This is a genomic window from Streptomyces sp. NPDC059443 (assembly GCF_042750105.1).
Classification (GTDB): Bacteria; Actinomycetota; Actinomycetes; order Streptomycetales; family Streptomycetaceae; genus Streptomyces.
The window spans coordinates 1-15,195 of record NZ_JBHYVM010000041.1 but is presented as its reverse complement, the minus strand read 5'-3'; the positions used below and the strand labels follow the sequence as shown (position 1 = coordinate 15,195).

Annotated in this window: 12 protein-coding genes; 10 read left to right on the top strand and 2 right to left on the bottom strand. The window is 73.1% G+C overall.

Going from position 1 to position 15,195, the window contains the following annotated elements:
* Positions 1-115: 115 nt before the first annotated feature.
* Entirely contained in the window at positions 116-1,702 is a 1,587-nt protein-coding gene (locus ACFXDJ_RS30915) for a protein kinase (protein ID WP_384850947.1), read from the bottom strand.
* A gap of 228 nt (positions 1,703-1,930) precedes the next feature.
* Here ACFXDJ_RS30915 and ACFXDJ_RS30910 point away from each other — a divergent pair, with 228 nt between their 5' ends.
* The 10 genes from ACFXDJ_RS30910 to ACFXDJ_RS30865 all read left to right on the top strand — a co-directional run bounded on the left by ACFXDJ_RS30910 (position 1,931) and on the right by ACFXDJ_RS30865 (position 13,908).
* Positions 1,931-3,631 (top strand): protein kinase, encoded by a 1,701-nt coding sequence (locus ACFXDJ_RS30910; RefSeq protein ID WP_384850945.1) that lies wholly within the window; start codon positions 1,931-1,933, stop codon positions 3,629-3,631.
* 108 nt (positions 3,632-3,739) lie between these two features.
* On the top strand, positions 3,740-4,279 hold the full coding sequence (locus ACFXDJ_RS30905; protein ID WP_384850943.1) for a hypothetical protein: 540 nt from the start codon (positions 3,740-3,742) through the stop codon (positions 4,277-4,279).
* A 95-nt stretch (positions 4,280-4,374) separates the two neighbouring features.
* Positions 4,375-5,100, top strand: a complete 726-nt coding sequence (locus tag ACFXDJ_RS30900; protein WP_384850941.1) for a PadR family transcriptional regulator — start codon at positions 4,375-4,377, stop codon at positions 5,098-5,100.
* A gap of 29 nt (positions 5,101-5,129) precedes the next feature.
* A complete protein-coding gene (locus tag ACFXDJ_RS30895) occupies positions 5,130-5,861 on the top strand; it encodes an ABC transporter ATP-binding protein (RefSeq protein ID WP_384658519.1) in 732 nt (243 codons plus the stop codon).
* Complete coding sequence (locus tag ACFXDJ_RS30890; protein ID WP_384850939.1) at positions 5,858-8,704, top strand: FtsX-like permease family protein; 2,847 nt, start codon at positions 5,858-5,860, stop codon at positions 8,702-8,704. The genes ACFXDJ_RS30895 and ACFXDJ_RS30890 overlap by 4 nt, the downstream gene beginning before the upstream one ends.
* A gap of 118 nt (positions 8,705-8,822) precedes the next feature.
* Complete coding sequence (locus ACFXDJ_RS30885) at positions 8,823-9,362, top strand: bacterial proteasome activator family protein (RefSeq protein WP_384658525.1); 540 nt, start codon at positions 8,823-8,825, stop codon at positions 9,360-9,362.
* A gap of 180 nt (positions 9,363-9,542) precedes the next feature.
* Positions 9,543-10,457 (top strand): NTP transferase domain-containing protein, encoded by a 915-nt coding sequence (locus tag ACFXDJ_RS30880; RefSeq protein ID WP_384658528.1) that lies wholly within the window; start codon positions 9,543-9,545, stop codon positions 10,455-10,457.
* Positions 10,454-11,788, top strand: a complete 1,335-nt coding sequence (locus ACFXDJ_RS30875; protein ID WP_384658531.1) for a molybdopterin molybdotransferase MoeA — start codon at positions 10,454-10,456, stop codon at positions 11,786-11,788. Before ACFXDJ_RS30880 ends, ACFXDJ_RS30875 begins: the two co-directional genes overlap by 4 nt.
* Complete coding sequence (locus tag ACFXDJ_RS30870) at positions 11,776-12,876, top strand: potassium channel family protein (protein WP_384658534.1); 1,101 nt, start codon at positions 11,776-11,778, stop codon at positions 12,874-12,876. Before ACFXDJ_RS30875 ends, ACFXDJ_RS30870 begins: the two co-directional genes overlap by 13 nt.
* 54 nt (positions 12,877-12,930) lie before the next feature.
* Positions 12,931-13,908 (top strand): NAD(P)H-quinone oxidoreductase, encoded by a 978-nt coding sequence (locus ACFXDJ_RS30865; protein ID WP_384658537.1) that lies wholly within the window; start codon positions 12,931-12,933, stop codon positions 13,906-13,908.
* 97 nt (positions 13,909-14,005) lie between these two features.
* Here ACFXDJ_RS30865 and ACFXDJ_RS30860 read toward each other — a convergent pair.
* On the bottom strand, positions 14,006-15,195 hold a 1,190-nt coding region (locus tag ACFXDJ_RS30860; RefSeq protein ID WP_384850937.1), incomplete at its 5' end, for a dihydrolipoamide acetyltransferase family protein.

Below are 15,195 nucleotides of genomic sequence, written 5' to 3'. Positions count from 1 at the left end.
TCCCCACCCCCCCGCCGGTCTCTCAGCCGGCGGGGGGTCTAGCCCCCCCCCGCCCCCGCGCGCGGGGGGTCAGTCCCCCCCCCCCCCCCCCCCGGGCCGTTCGCATTACTGAGGGTTACTGCTCCGGCTCGGGGTTCGCGGATTCCGTCGGAGGCTTCGTCGAGGGCGTCGGCTTCGGCGTCTTCGACGGCGTGGGGGTCGGAGTCGGGGTCGGCGTCGGAGTCGGGGTGGGAGTCGGCGTCGGAGTCGGCGAGAAGCTCGGAGTGAACTTGCTGCGGCTCGGCGTCGGCGTGTAGTCGTACGAGCGCGAGCTCTCCGGCGTCCGGGACGGGGTGGTCTCCGGGGTCGGGCTGCTCGGCGTACCGCTCGACGAGGAAGAGGAGGAGACCGTCGTCGACGGCCCTTCCTTCTGGCCGCCCTTGCCGCCGATGCCCTGCACCGCGTACGCCACGCCCGCCGCGACCGCGACCACGGCGAGGACCGCGAACAGCCACAGCTTCCAGCGGCCGCCGCCGGACCGGTCGTCGTAGCCGTCGTACCCGTCGTAGCCGCCGTGCCCACCGTGGCCGCCCGGACCGCCCTGGCCGCCCCCGCCGGGGAAGGCCGAGCCGTCGTCCGGGTTCAGCGGCGGCACCATCGGCTGCTGGAACTGCGAGGTCGACGCGTGCGAGTTGTACTGCGGACGGCCGCCGCTGCCCGGCATCGGCATCGCGGTGGTCTGCGCGGGGCCGCGGCCGTGCGGCAGCGCCATGGTGACCGGGCCGGTGTTCCAGGTGCCGGTGTTCGGCCCCTGGTCGTGCAGCATCTGGAGCGCGTACTGGACCAGCCCGCGCATCTCCTCCGCGCTCTGGAACCGGTCGTCCGGGTCCTTGGCGAGGGAACGCATGACGAGCCCGTCGAGCTCGTGCGGGATGTGGTGGCCCTCGGGCAGCTGGGACGGCGGGATCGGCGCGTCCTGCACGTGCTGGTAGACCACCGACAGCGGGGTCTCCCCGGTGAAGGGGGGCCGCAGCGCGAGGAGTTCGTAGAGCAGACAGCCCGTCGCGTACAGGTCGGAACGGTGGTCCACGGCCTTGCCCAGGGCCTGTTCGGGCGACAGGTACTGCGGGGTGCCCATGACCATGCCGGTCTGGGTCATCGTCGACTGCGCGCCGTGCAGGGCGCGCGCGATGCCGAAGTCCATCACCTTGACCGCGCCGGCGTCCGTGATGATCACGTTGGCGGGCTTGATGTCACGGTGCACGATGCCGTGCTGGTGCGAGTACGCGAGCGCTTCGAGCACGCCGGAGACGATGATCAGCGCCTGGTCGGGGCCCGGGGCCTCGGCGCTGATCAGCAGGTCGCGGATGGTGCGGCCCTCGACCAGTTCCATGACGATGTAGGGGACGACGCTCGGGCCGACCCGGTCCTCGCCCGAGTCGTACACGGCGACGACGGCATGGTGGTTCAGGCCCGCGACCGACTGCGCCTCGCGCGTGAACCGGGCCTTGGACACCGGGTCCTCGGCGAGGTCCGGGCGGAGCAGTTTGACGGCCACGGTCCGGCCGAGCCGGACGTCCTCGGCGGCGAAGACCTCGGCCATTCCGCCGCGTCCCAGACGGTGGGTCAGCCGGTAACGGCCGTCTCCCACCAGCCCGCCCGCGCCCCAGTGCTCAGGACCGTCTGCCATCCCGGCGCCGCTTCCCTCGGGTTCGGGTGCCATCAGTCCTCACCGTCGTCTGTCTCGGCCGCCGCTCAGCGGTACGTCCTCATCGTGTGCTCCGATGAACGCTACAGCCTCGGAACCGGTCACCGTTCGGACAAGACGCCCGGTGGCCTTGTGGTCACGGAACGGGAACCTGGCTTGACGTGTGCTTGCCCTCCGGCAGACTGAGCCCGACATGCGCTCAGCCAGAGGCGTAGGGACACATCCCGAGGGGAAGCAACAGTCATGAGCCAGGACGGCACTCAGGGCCAGTACGCGGGCGGCTCTTTGGCCGGTGGCCGTTACCAGCTAAGGGATTTGCTCGGTGAGGGCGGCATGGCGTCCGTATACCTCGCCTACGACTCCGCGCTCGACCGCCAGGTGGCCATCAAGACGCTGCACAGTGAACTCGGGCGCGAGGCCTCCTTCCGCGAGCGCTTCCGCCGCGAGGCCCAGGCTGTAGCGAAACTGTCGCACACCAACATCGTCTCGGTATTCGATACCGGCGAGGGCGTCGTCTCCTTCGCGGACCCCTCCGCGGCCGACGGCGCGGTCATGCCGTACATCGTCATGGAGTACGTCGAGGGGCAGCCGCTCGGCTCGGTCCTGGACGCGGACGTCAGGCAGTACGGGGCCATGCCGGCCGACAAGGCGCTGAAGGTGACCGCCGACGTGCTGGCGGCCTTGGAGAGCAGCCACGAGATGGGCCTGGTCCACCGCGACATCAAGCCGGGCAACGTCATGATGACGCGGCGCGGTGTGGTCAAGGTGATGGACTTCGGCATCGCGCGGGCCATGCAGTCGGGGGTCACCTCGATGACGCAGACCGGCATGGTCGTCGGCACCCCCCAGTACCTCTCCCCCGAGCAGGCGCTCGGCCGGGCCGTGGACGCCCGCTCCGACCTCTACTCGGTCGGCATCATGCTCTTCGAGCTCCTGACCGGGCGGGTCCCCTTCGTCGCGGACTCGGCGCTGGGCATGGCGTACGCGCACGTACAGGAGGAGCCGGTCGCGCCGTCCTCCATCAACCGCTCGGTCAGCCCGGCCATGGACGCCCTGGTGGCGCGGGCCCTGAAGAAGAACCCGAACGAGCGCTTCCCCACCGCCGCGGCCATGCTCGACGAGGTCGCGCGAGTGGCGGGCGCCGGGCACACCGGGGCCCCGGTCATCGTCCCCGGCTCGCACCCGACCGGCAGCGGGGCGGGGGTCGGCTCGGCGGTGTTCCCGCCGGTGGACTCGGGCCTCCAGGCTCCGCCGCAGTCGGTGCAGCAGCCGTACCAGGTCCCGCAGACCCAGGCGCCGTCCCCGTACGCGCCGACGCCCGCGCCGAACGCGGGCGCGTACGGGTACCCGCAGCAGCACGCGCAGCAGTACCAGACTCCGCCGCAGGCTCAGCAGGCGTACGGGGCGGCGACCCCGCCGCCGTACGCGGTCGCGCCCCAGAGCTCGCAGACCACCGTCGGCGGGGGTTCGGGCTCCGGCTCCGGCTCCGGCTCGGCGAAGAAGCGGAACACGCCGGTGCTGGTGGGGGCCATCGTGGTGGCGCTGCTGACCGTGGGCGGAGTGATCTACGCGCTGACCCCGAGCACCAAGGACGACAAGGCGAACCCGCCGACCCCGGCGGCTTCCGGTTCGTCGTCCGGCTCGCCGAAGGCCGGGCACAAGGGGCCGGACACCTCGCGCGTGATCGACGTGTCGAAGTGCAAGGAGCCCCAGAAGGACTTCAACGACGCGACCAAGGTGCAGGCGCCGGACTTCCGGTACATCAACCAGGTCTCGGTGAAGGCGTGCATCCGGGCCGCGGGCTGGAAGTACGAGGAGAAGCCGCGCGACGAGGTGGTCTACGGCGAGGGGACGGTCGTCGAGCAGTCGCCCGCGGGCGGCGCCAAGATCGACCCGAAGGACACCACCTTCGTCCTCTACATCTCCACGGGCAACCCGCAGTAGCCGGGGGCGCGGTAGGCGCCGGGCGCGGTTGCGCCGACGGGGCATCCCGTACGGCTCGTACGAGCCGTACGGGATGCCCCTTTTGTCCGTTTATGTAAATCTGAGTGCGTGACATATGCCCGCGCGCTGCGCTGGACCGCCGGGGCAGCGCTGGCGTCCGCCGCGCTGCTGATCACGGCGCCCGCGAACGCCGGGCCCTCGGCCTCCACGTCCGCCCTCCTCGCCGCACCGAATGCCACACCGGCCGCCACACCGTCCGGTAGCACCGCACCGTCCGGGACCGCCACACCTTCCGCGAGCGCCGTCGCCGTCGCCGCGGCCGCCACCCCGGACGGGGCCTTCGAGGAGCTCGCAGGAAGCGCAGCCGGGGCCGGGCGGGAGCGGCCGGGGCTGCCGGTCACCGAGCCCGCCAACCCCGAGACCGTGCTCGCCGCGCGGCCCGTCCCGGCGCGCCCGCGCACCGAGCCCGTCCGGCAGGCACCCACGGCCCCTTCCGCCTCCGCCCCGGCCCCGGTCAGCGCGCTCGGGTCCGAGCCCAACGAGCGGGCCGCCGATCTGGCCGCGCACATACTGCCGCTCGGAACGGGATTCGCCCTGATGGGACTGGGTTTCGGCTTCATGGGAATGCGGCTGCGCCGGGGCCGCTGAGTCCCTCTCAAGATCTACGAATCCCCGCCCTCCCTCTCGCGGCGTAGCCCTCAGGGTGGTTGCGGCGACGGGCATACTCGGTATACATACTGAGTATGTCGATCCGCCACGGCCTTCTCGCCCTGCTGGAACGGGGCCCTCGGTACGGCTCCCAGCTGCGCACCGAATTCGAGTCCCGCACCGGTTCCACCTGGCCGCTCAACGTCGGGCAGGTGTACACCACGCTCGCCCGCCTGGAGCGCGACGGCCTCGTCGCCCCCGGCGGCGAGGACACCGCCGGACACACCCTGTACGCCATCACCGACACCGGACGCTCCGAACTGCGCGAGTGGTACGAGCGCCCCGTCGACCGGGCCAACCCGCCCCGCGACGAGCTCGCCATCAAGCTCGCCATGGCCGTCTGCGCACCCAGCGTGGACATCCGCGCCGTCATCCAGGCCCAGCGGCACGCCACCGTCCAGGCCATGCAGGACTACACCCGGCTCAAGGCTCAGGCCCTGACCGCCATCGAGAGCGGGCGGACCAGCGAGCGCGACGACGTCGCCTGGCTGCTGGTGCTGGAACAGCTGATCTTCCAGACCGAAGCCGAGGCCCGCTGGCTCGACCACTGCGAGACCAGGCTCGTACGGCTCTCCGCGAACGGCGGGCCCGCGCCGGCCGACGCGGAGCCCGCCGAAGCGGAGCCGGCGTTCCCGGAGCCGGCCCAGGGACCCACACCCACCGCCATCACGACCGGCCCGACAGGCCAAACCGGCCTGACCAGCCCGGTCGGCCCGACCACCGACCGGATGTCCCGTACCGCCCGCACGCGGCGGGGCTGAACACGCTCATGTCCCAGGGGGGACCCTTCATGCCCGACCAGCCCGTACTGCAGTTGGACCAGCTCGTCCGCACGCACGGCAGCGGCGCCACCGAGGTGCACGCCCTGCGCGGAATCAACCTCTCCGTGTACCCAGGCGAACTCGTCGCCGTCATGGGACCCTCCGGGTCCGGCAAGTCCACGCTGCTCACCCTCGCCGGGGGCCTGGACACCCCCAGCAGCGGCCGGGTGATCGTCGAAGGCACCGACATCACCACCGCCGGCCGCAAGCAGCTGGCGGCGCTGCGCCGCCGCAGCATCGGGTACGTCTTCCAGGACTACAACCTGATCCCGGCCCTCACCGCGGCCGAGAACGTCGCGCTGCCGCGCGAACTCGACGGAGTCTCCGCCCGCAAGGCCCGCGTCTCCGCGCTGGCCGCCCTGGAGGAGATGGGCCTGTCCCACCTCGCCGACCGGTTCCCCGACGAGATGTCCGGCGGCCAGCAGCAGCGCGTGGCCATCGCCCGCGCCCTCGTGGGCGAGCGCCGTCTCGTCCTCGCCGACGAGCCGACCGGCGCCCTCGACTCGGAGACCGGGGAGTCCGTGCTCGCCCTGCTGCGCTCGCGCTGCGACGCGGGTGCGGCCGGGGTCCTGGTGACGCACGAGCCGCGGTTCGCGGCGTGGGCCGACCGCGTGGTGTTCCTGCGCGACGGCACCGTCGTCGACGAGACCCTGCGCAGCCACGCCGATTCCCTGCTCACCGGGCAGGCGGCCAACCAGTGATCTCCTCGTACCACTCCTGGATCGCGGCGATCCGGATAGCCCGCCGCGACGCCTGGCGCTCCAAGGGCCGCAGCGCCCTCGTCCTCGCCATGATCGCCCTGCCGATCGTCGGCGTGAGCGCCGCCGACCTCACCGTGCGCAGCTCCCAGCTCTCCGCCGGGCAGCGCATGGACCGGCTGCTCGGCACCGCCGACGCGCGGGTGAGCGATGGGCGGATGAGCGGCACTCCCCTCTACCAGTCGCCCGACGGGAAGAACTACGCCCCGGTCGGCGGGTTCGACAAGTACGACCCGAGCGGCGGCTTCAAAGAGACCGGGGACACCCCGCCCCCGCCCCCGCTGCCGCCCGGCGCCGAGTCGACCCGGGACAGCATGGCCTACGGCAAGGTCCGCACCCGGTACGGGATCCTCTTCACCGAGCTGCGGGAGGTGGACACCGCCAGCCCGCTGACGAAGGGCCTGTGGAAGCTGGACCGCGGCCGGCTCCCGCAGGCACCGGGCGAGATCATGGCCACCAACGCCTTCCTGAAGGAGTCCGGCTACTTCGTCGGCTCCAGCGTGACCCCGCGCGACTCGGCGGTCTCCTACAAGATCGTGGGCGCCTACGAGCTGCCCGACGCGCTCAAGCTGTCACAGATCATCGCCCCGCCCGGGAGCCTGCTCACCCCGCTCGCACGGGCCGGAGAGGCCGCCGGCAGCACCGGACTGCACCCCCAGCACTCCTACCTGGTCAAGGTCGGCGGCGATGGTTTCACGTGGAACATCGTCAAGGAGGCCAACACCAAGGGCCTCGTCGTCGAGTCGCGCGCCGTCCTGCTGAACCCGCCGGCCGATGCCGACGTACCGCTCTACCGGCAGGAACCCAAGAGCAACTGGAACAACGACGCGGTCCTCGGCAAGACCGAGCTCGCCGTCCTGTCCACCGTCGTCGGCCTCGCCATGCTGGAGATCTGTCTGCTGGCCGGACCCGCCTTCGCGGTCGGTGCCCGGCGCTCGCGCCGCCAGCTCGGCCTGGTCGGCGCCAACGGCGGCGACCGGCGGCACATCCGGGCCATCGTGCTCTCCGGCGGCCTCGTCATCGGCGCCGCGGCCGCCGTCATCGGCACCGCCATCGGCATGGGCCTCACCTTCGGGCTCCGGCCGGTCCTGGAACAGCAGATCGGCAAGCGCTTCGCCGGCTTCGACGTCCGCCCGCTGGAGCTCCTCGGCATCGGCCTGCTCGCCGTCCTGACCGGGCTGCTGGCCGCCATCGTCCCGGCCGTCACCGCCTCCCGGCAGACCGTGCTCGCCTCCCTCACCGGCCGCCGCGGCGTGCGCCGGTCCAGCCGGGTGCTGCCCGTCCTCGGCCTGATCGCCGTCGCGGGCGGCGCCGCCATCGCCCTGTACGGCACGGTCTCCGGGATGGGCTCCGTGGTCGTCGCGGGCGGCAGCGCCCTCGCCGAGCTCGGCATCGTCGCCCTCACCCCCGCCCTCGTCGGCCTCTTCGGGCGGGCCGGCCGGTGGCTCCCGCTGTCGCCCCGGCTCGCGCTGCGCGACTCCGTGCGCAACCGGGGGCGTACGGCACCGGCCGTGGCCGCCGTACTGGCCGCCGTCGCCGGCACCGTCGCCGTGGCCACCTACCAGCACAGCCACGAGCTCCAGGCACGCTCCGAGTACGTCGCCCAGCTGCCCTTCGGGACCGGTTTCATGACCACCCAGGACAGCTCCGCCTACCGGGACGTGCCCGCCGTGCGCCTCGCGCTGGAGAAGGAACTCCGCCTCGGCGTACGGGCCGACGTGGACAGGGTCGCCGTCGGCAAGCCCGGCTGCTCCCCGTACTCCTTCGCCCAGGGCTGCGGACGGGCCGAGATCATCATCGCGAAGGACCAGCTCTGCCCCCTCGACACGGCCAAGAACGGCCCCAGTTCCTTCACCACGGAACAGCGCAAGGCGCTCAGCGCCGACTGGCGCTGCGCCCGGGAGAACATGGGCGTCCAGTACCCCCTGGTCGTCGCCGACGAGAAGCTGCTCTCCGTCCTGGCCGTCACCGATCCGGGCGCGGTGTCCGCGCTGAAGGCGGGCAAGGCCGTCTCCTTCGCCAAGCAGAACGTGAAGGACGGCAAGGCCACCGTCCGGGTGATCACCGGCAACGACACCTCCGGGAAGGACCTGGAGCCGGGTGAGCAACCGCCGGGCGAGGACAAGGTGTTCGCCGCCTACCTGCTGCCCGAATCGGTGAAGGGCTACGGCCTCAAGCTGGTGCTGCCGCCCTCGGCCGCGAAGAGCGCGGGCCTGATGACCGCCCCCTTCGGTTCGTACTTCACCCTCGACGGCGGCGCGAGCTCCGAGCAGCTGCAGCGGGTGGACGGGGCCATCGACAAGATGGGCGTGGACGCCTCGGTACGCATCGAGAAGGGCTACCAGGGCAACGACAGCCTGATCATGCTCGCCCTGACCGTCTTCGCGGGCCTGGTCACCATCGGCGCGGCCGGCATCGCCACCGGGCTGGCCCAGGCCGACGCCGAAGCCGATCTCAAGACCCTGGCGGCGGTCGGCGCCCCGCCGCGGGTGCGGCGCACGCTCAGCGGCTTCCAGTGCGGGGTGGTCGCCCTGATGGGCGTGGTCCTCGGCTCGGCGGCCGGGATCCTGCCGGCGGTGGGCCTGCGGCTCACCGAGCGGCGGGCCGCGGCCGACATGGTCCGCAACAGCATCGAGCACGGCTACGCGGAGGCCCTGCCGTACATGCCCATCGCCGTGCCGTGGGCGACGCTGGCCGGGCTGCTGATCGCGGTCCCGGTGGGTGCGGCGCTGCTGGCGGCCCTGGTCACGCGTTCGAGCGGGGCGCTCGCGCGCCGCGAAGTCTGACGGCTGCCGGACGGCTCCGCGCCGGAGTCCGGCGGATGTTGGTGCCCCCGCACAGGGTGGATCACGCCTGTGCGGGGGCACACCGTGTGAAAGCGAAGGTGTGCGAGAGAATGACGGCATGGAGATGCCGAGGAGTGAACGGTCGCAGGACAGCCCCCCGCACGGCCTGATCGTGGGGCAGGACGGGATGCCGGTCGGCGGCGCCGATGACGAGTCGCGCGAGGTCCCGGTGACGGAGATGGTCGAACAGCCCGCCAAGGTCATGCGGATCGGCAGCATGATCAAGCAACTCCTGGAAGAGGTACGCGCCGCACCTCTGGACGAGGCCAGCCGGGTCCGTCTCAAGGACATCCATGCCGCGTCGGTGAAGGAGCTGGAGGACGGTCTGGCTCCCGAGCTGGTGGAGGAACTGGAGCGCCTCTCCCTCCCCTTCACCGAGGAGGCCATCCCCTCCGAGGCGGAACTTCGGATCGCCCAGGCCCAGTTGGTGGGCTGGCTGGAAGGCCTGTTCCACGGCATCCAGACGGCCCTGTTCGCGCAGCAGATGGCCGCCCGGGCCCAGCTGGAACAGATGCGCCGCGCCCTCCCGCCGGGTTCCTCCCACGAGGACGACGAAGAAGGCCCGCACGGCGCCATCCGCTCGGGGCCGTACCTCTAGCCGTGCCTCTGTCCGCCCCTCCGGGGCCGACCTCACCCCGCGGGGTGCGGCCGGCCCCGGAGTCGTATCCGGGCCCCGGAGCCGCCTCCAGGTCCCGAAGTCGTCTCCAGGTCCCGGCGAACCCGGCCCGTATTCCCGCCCGGAACCCGCCGGCAACACAACCCGCGCATACTCGGAACCATGATCTACGACACCCTCGTGCTGGCCGGGGGCGCGGCGCGGCGACTCGGCGGGGCCGACAAGCCCGGCCTCCTCGTCGGCGGTCGGCCCCTCCTCGACCGGGTCCTCGACGCCTGCGCCGGCGCCCGGACCACCGTCGTCGTCGGCGACCGCAGGGCGACGTCCCGCCCCGTCCTCTGGGCCCGGGAAGATCCCCCCGGCGGCGGCCCCCTCGCCGCCCTGGACGCGGGCCTGCGCCACACCACGGCCGCGCGGGTCCTCGTACTCTCCGCCGATCTGCCGTTCCTGGACCGTGAAACGGTCCGGGCTCTGCTCGACGCGCCCGGCCGCGACGGAGCCATGCTCCGGGATCCCGCCGGCCGCGACCAGCCCCTGGTCGCCGCGTACCGGGCCGAGTCCCTGCGGAGGGAAATCGCCCTGCTGGCCGCCGAGCACGGCACTCTGACCGGCCTGCCGCTCCGCGCGGTCACCGCCGAACTCGACCTCACCCCCGTCACCGCGGCCGCGCCGCTCGCCTCCTTCGACTGCGACACCTGGGACGATCTCGCCGCCGCCCGCGCCCGGATCAGAGAGCATGGAACCGTGCTGGAGCAATGGATCACCGCCGCCAAGAACGAGCTGGGCATCGACATCACCGTCGACGTCAAAACCCTGCTCGACCTCGCCCGTGACGCCGCCCACGGCGTCGCCCGGCCCGCCGCCCCCCTGACGACCTTCCTCGTCGGCTACGCGGCCGCCCGCGCCGAAGCCGCCGGCGCCGACCCCGCCCAGGCCGTCGCCGAAGCCTCGCGCAAGGCCGCCGACCTGGCCCTGCGCTGGGCCGCCGAAGCCGCCGAGGCCATCGACACCGAAGCCGCCGGCGCCGAAGGTCCCGGCACCGAAGAGGCTGGCTCCGAAGAGGCTGGCTCCGCATGACCGCCGACGCCAAAGCCAGGGACACGGCCGAGGCCCGTACCGGGGCGGAGGCCCGTACCGACGCCGACCGGGATCTCGACCAGGCGCTCGCCCTGGTCACGCGCAACCCCGACGGGGGAGGTCACCGCGCCGCCTCCTGGCTGCGCGCCCGGGAGACCGCCACCCGCGCCGGTTCCGGGGTCCGGGGCCGCACCCACCGGGTCCCCCTGGCGGACGCGCTCGGCGAAGTGCTCGCCGAGCCCCTCGACGCCCTCATCGACCTGCCCTCCTTCGACACCTCCGCCATGGACGGCTGGGCCGTCGCCGGTCCCGGCCCCTGGACCATCCGCCGCGGCCAGGACGCACTGGCCGGCTGCGAGCTCCCGGCGCCCCTCGCGGACGGCGAGGCCGTACGGATCGCCACCGGCGCCCGGATCCCCGCCGACACCACCGCCGTCATCCGCAGCGAGCACTCCCACGAGACCAGCAGCCTCCTCTACGCCGAACGGCCCGTGTCCACCGGCCAGGACATCCGCCCCCGGGGCCAGGAATGCCGGTCCGGCGACCTCCTGCTGCCCGCCGGATCCCTCGTCACCCCCGCCGTCCTCGGCCTCGCCGCAGCCGCCGGATACGACGAGCTCACCACCCGGCCCCGGCCGCGCGTGGAGGTCCTCGTCCTCGGGGACGAGCTCCTCACCGAAGGCCGCCCCCACGACGGCCTCATCCGCGACGCCCTCAGCCCCATGCTCGCCCCCTGGCTGACCCGGCTCGGCGCCGAGGTCGTCGCCACCCGGCGGTTCGGCGACGACCCCGCCGGAGCCGAAGCGCTCCTCGAAGCCATCACCACCTCCCCCGCCGACCTGGTCATCACCACCGGCGGCACCGCCTCCGGCCCCGTCGACCACGTCCACCCCGTACTCGCGCGGGCCGGAGCCGAACTCCTCGTCGACGGAGTCTCCGTGCGCCCCGGGCATCCGATGCTGCTCGCCCGCCTCGGGGGCCGCGCCGACGGACGCCACCTCGTCGGCCTGCCCGGCAACCCCCTCGCCGCCGTCTCCGGGCTGCTCACCCTCGCCGAACCGCTGCTCCGGGCCCTGGCCGGGCGCAGCGCCCGCCCCCGGTACACCGCCCCCGTGCAGGGCGACGTCCCCGGCCACCCCCACGACACCCGGCTCGTACCGGTCCTGCTCACCGACGAGCACGCCGTACCGCTGCGCTACAACGGCCCCGCGATGCTCCGCGGAGTCGCGGCGGCGGATGCGCTGGCCGTCGTACCGCCCAACGGCGCACGCTCGGGACAGGAAGTGGAGATCCTCGACCTGCCGTGGGCTTCGGGGGGATGTTTCACGTGAAACTTCACGGCTCCGACGCGATGGCGCGCGGCGCCGACGAGAAGCTCGTCTCGCGCCGCATCAAACTGCCCAAGCGGGTCGTCGAAAGACCGCTGAGGCAGGTCACGCGGCGGCTGCTGATGGCGTTGTTCGTGATGTGCCTGACGGTCCTGATCGTGTGGATCGACCGCGACGGCTACCACGACAACGCCAACGACAAGGTCGACTTCCTCGACTGCGTCTACTACGCGACGGTCACCCTGTCCACGACCGGCTACGGCGACATCGTCCCGTACAGCGACAGCGCGCGGCTGGTGAACGTCCTGCTCATCACGCCACTGCGGGTCCTGTTCCTGATCATCCTGGTCGGAACCACCCTGGAAGTCCTCACCGAACGCACCAGGGAAGAGTGGCGGCTCAACCGCTGGAGGAAGAACTTGCGCGACCACACGGTAGTCGTCGGCTTCGGTACGAAGGGCCGTTCGGCCCTCCAGACCCTGCTGGCCACCGGCCTCCAGAAGGAGCAGGTCGTCATCGTCGACCCCAGCGCCAAGGTGATCGACATCGCCAGTGCGGAGGGGTTCACCGGGGTCGTCGGCGATGCCACGCGCTCCGAAGTACTGCTGCGCGCCGAGCTGCAGAAGGCCCGTCAGATCGTGATCGCCACGCAGCGGGACGACACGGCTGTCCTGGTCACCCTGACGGCGCGCCAGCTCAATCGCGGCGCGAAGATCGTGGCCGCCGTCAGGGAAGAGGAGAACGCCCCGCTGCTGCGCCAGTCGGGCGCGGACGCGGTCATCACGAGCGCGAGCGCGGCGGGCCGGCTGCTCGGACTGTCGGTGCTGAGCCCGAGCGCGGGCACCGTGATGGAAGACCTGATCCAGCAGGGCAGCGGCCTCGACCTGATCGAGCGGCCGGTCAACCGGTCCGAGGTCGGCAAATCGGTCCGGGACACCGACGATCTGGTCGTCAGCGTCCTGCGCGGCCACCGCCTGCTCCCGTACGACGACCCGCACGCGAGCCCGCTCCAGCTGACGGACCGTCTCATCGCGATCGTCCGCGCGAGCCCGTCGTCGACCCCGCCGGTGGTCCTGGGCCCGGCGGAGTAACTCGCCCGTCCCGGGTGGCCGCACGCCGGCGTACGGGCCGGTAGCCTCCGGGCCATGCATGCGATCACCATCGAACAACCCGGCGGCCCCGAGGCCCTGGTGTGGGCCGAGGTTCCCGACCCGGTGGCCGGACAGGGCGAAGTCCTCGTCGAGGTCGCGGCGAGCGCCGTGAACCGCGCCGACGTCCTGCAGCGGCAGGGCTTCTACGATCCTCCGCCGGGCGCCTCGCGCCACCCCGGCCTGGAGTGTTCCGGCCGGATCTCCGCGGTCGGCCCCGGGGTCTCCGGCTGGTCGGTCGGCGACGAGGTGTGCGCGCTGCTCGCCGGCGGCGGGTACGCGCAGCAGGTCGCCGTTCCGTCGGGCCAGCTGCTGCCGGTACCGGCGGGCGTGGACCTGGTGACGGCGGCGGCGCTGCCCGAGGTGGTCTCCACCGTCTGGTCCAACGTGTTCATGGTGGCCGGTCTGCGCCCCGGCGAGACCCTGCTCGTGCACGGCGGATCGAGCGGCATCGGAACGATGGCGATCCAGCTGGCGAAGGCGGTCGGCGCGCGGGTGGCGGTGACGGCGGGCGGCAAGGAGAAGCTGGCCCGCTGCGCGGAGCTGGGCGCGGACATCCTGATCGACTACCGCGAGCAGGACTTCGTGGCGGAGGTCCGGGCGGCCACGGGCGGGGCCGGGGCGGACGTGATCCTGGACATCATGGGAGCGAAGTACCTCGCCCGGAACGTGGACGCCCTGGCCGTGAACGGCCGCCTCGCGGTGATCGGGCTCCAGGGCGGGGTCAAGGCCGAGCTCAACCTGGCCACGCTGCTGGCGAAGCGGGCGGCGGTCACGGCGACCTCCCTGCGGGCCCGGCCGCTGGACGAGAAGGCGGCGATCGTCGCGGCGGTACGGGAGCACGTGTGGCCCCTGATCGGCGCGGGCCGCGTCCACCCGGTGGTCCACGCCACCTTCCCGATGCGGGAGGCCGCCGAGGCGCACCGGGTGCTGGAGTCGAGCGCCCACGTCGGCAAGCTGCTCCTGACCACCTGAGCGCCGACGGGGCTGTTTTCAGCCCCGCCGGCGTTTGAGGCAGGGGGCACCCCCGGCGGCAGCTGGGGGAGGGTCCGCAACCCGCAGCCACCCGCACCTACAGGCTGCGCAGCAGCACCGCCGGGGACTCGACGCAGTCGGCCACGTACCGCAGGAAGCCGCCCGCCGTGCCCCCGTCGCAGACCCGGTGGTCGAAGGTCAGGGACAGCTGCACGACCTGGCGGACCGCCAGCTCGCCCTGGTGCACCCACGGCTTCGGGATGATCCGGCCCACGCCGAGCATCGCCGCCTCAGGGTGGTTGATGATCGGCGTGGAGCCGTCCACCCCGAAGACCCCGTAGTTGTTCAGCGTGAACGTGCCGCCGGTGAGGTTCCCCGGGGCCAGCTTGCCCGTCCGGGCCAGCTCCGTCAGCCTGCCGAACTCCGCCGACAGGGACTCGGCGCTGCGGCCCTGCGCGTCCCGGACCACCGGGACCATCAGGCCGCGCTCCGTCTGCGCCGCGAAGCCGAGGTGCACGGCGGGGAGCCGGACGATCTCCTTGGCCGCGAGGTCCACAGTGGAGTTGAGCTCCGGGTAGCGCGCCAACGCGGCCGTGCAGATCCGGGCCAGCAGCGCGAGCACCGAGATCTTGGGGCCGCCGGTGGCGTTCATCGCCGCCCGCGAAGCCATCAGTTCGGTGGCGTCCGCGTCCACCCAGCACGTGGCGTCGGGGATCTCCCGCCGGCTGCGCGACAGCTTGTCGGCGACGGCGCCCCGTACGCCCTTGAGCGGGGTCCGCGTGGCACCTTCCGGCGCGGCGGCCGGGACCGGTGCGACGGCTACGGCGGTCGCGACCGGCTCCGGCGCGCGCAGCGCCGTCTCGACGTCGGCGCGCAGGATCAGGCCCTCGGGACCGGACCCGCGCAGCGCGCGCAGGTCCACCCCGTGGTCCCGGGCCAGCTTGCGTACGAGCGGCGAGATGACCGGCACGGGCCCGGCGAAGCCGGCCGGTACGGAGGCCGCCGGCGCCATGACCGCAGGGACGGGGGCCGCGGGAGCCACAGGGACGGGGGCCGCGGCCGGAGCCGCGGGGGCCGTTCCCGGCGCGGCGGAGCCGGGTCGCACCCGCCTCCGACGCGCCGGACGCGAATGGTCCGTCCCGTAGCCGACCAGCACGTTCCCCGAACCGGAGTCCGCATCCGGGCCCGGGGCCCGGGGCGGGGCCCGGGGCCGGCGCCCCGGCCGGGGCGGGCCCCCGACGGGCCGCGCCCCCCCCCCCCCCCAACAAAACCGGGGGGCCGCCCGCC

Bases quoted from the DNA above. Each gene is read 5' to 3' on its own strand.
- ACFXDJ_RS30915 (WP_384850947.1), bottom strand. From the start codon at position 1,702: ATGGCACCCGAACCCGAGGGAAGCGGCGCCGGGATGGCAGACGGTCCT.
- ACFXDJ_RS30910 (WP_384850945.1), top strand. From the start codon at position 1,931: ATGAGCCAGGACGGCACTCAGGGCCAGTACGCGGGCGGCTCTTTGGCC.
- ACFXDJ_RS30900 (WP_384850941.1), top strand. From the start codon at position 4,375: ATGTCGATCCGCCACGGCCTTCTCGCCCTGCTGGAACGGGGCCCTCGG.
- ACFXDJ_RS30895 (WP_384658519.1), top strand. From the start codon at position 5,130: ATGCCCGACCAGCCCGTACTGCAGTTGGACCAGCTCGTCCGCACGCAC.
- ACFXDJ_RS30885 (WP_384658525.1), top strand. From the start codon at position 8,823: ATGGAGATGCCGAGGAGTGAACGGTCGCAGGACAGCCCCCCGCACGGC.
- ACFXDJ_RS30880 (WP_384658528.1), top strand. From the start codon at position 9,543: ATGATCTACGACACCCTCGTGCTGGCCGGGGGCGCGGCGCGGCGACTC.
- ACFXDJ_RS30875 (WP_384658531.1), top strand. From the start codon at position 10,454: ATGACCGCCGACGCCAAAGCCAGGGACACGGCCGAGGCCCGTACCGGG.
- ACFXDJ_RS30870 (WP_384658534.1), top strand. From the start codon at position 11,776: ATGTTTCACGTGAAACTTCACGGCTCCGACGCGATGGCGCGCGGCGCC.
- ACFXDJ_RS30865 (WP_384658537.1), top strand. From the start codon at position 12,931: ATGCATGCGATCACCATCGAACAACCCGGCGGCCCCGAGGCCCTGGTG.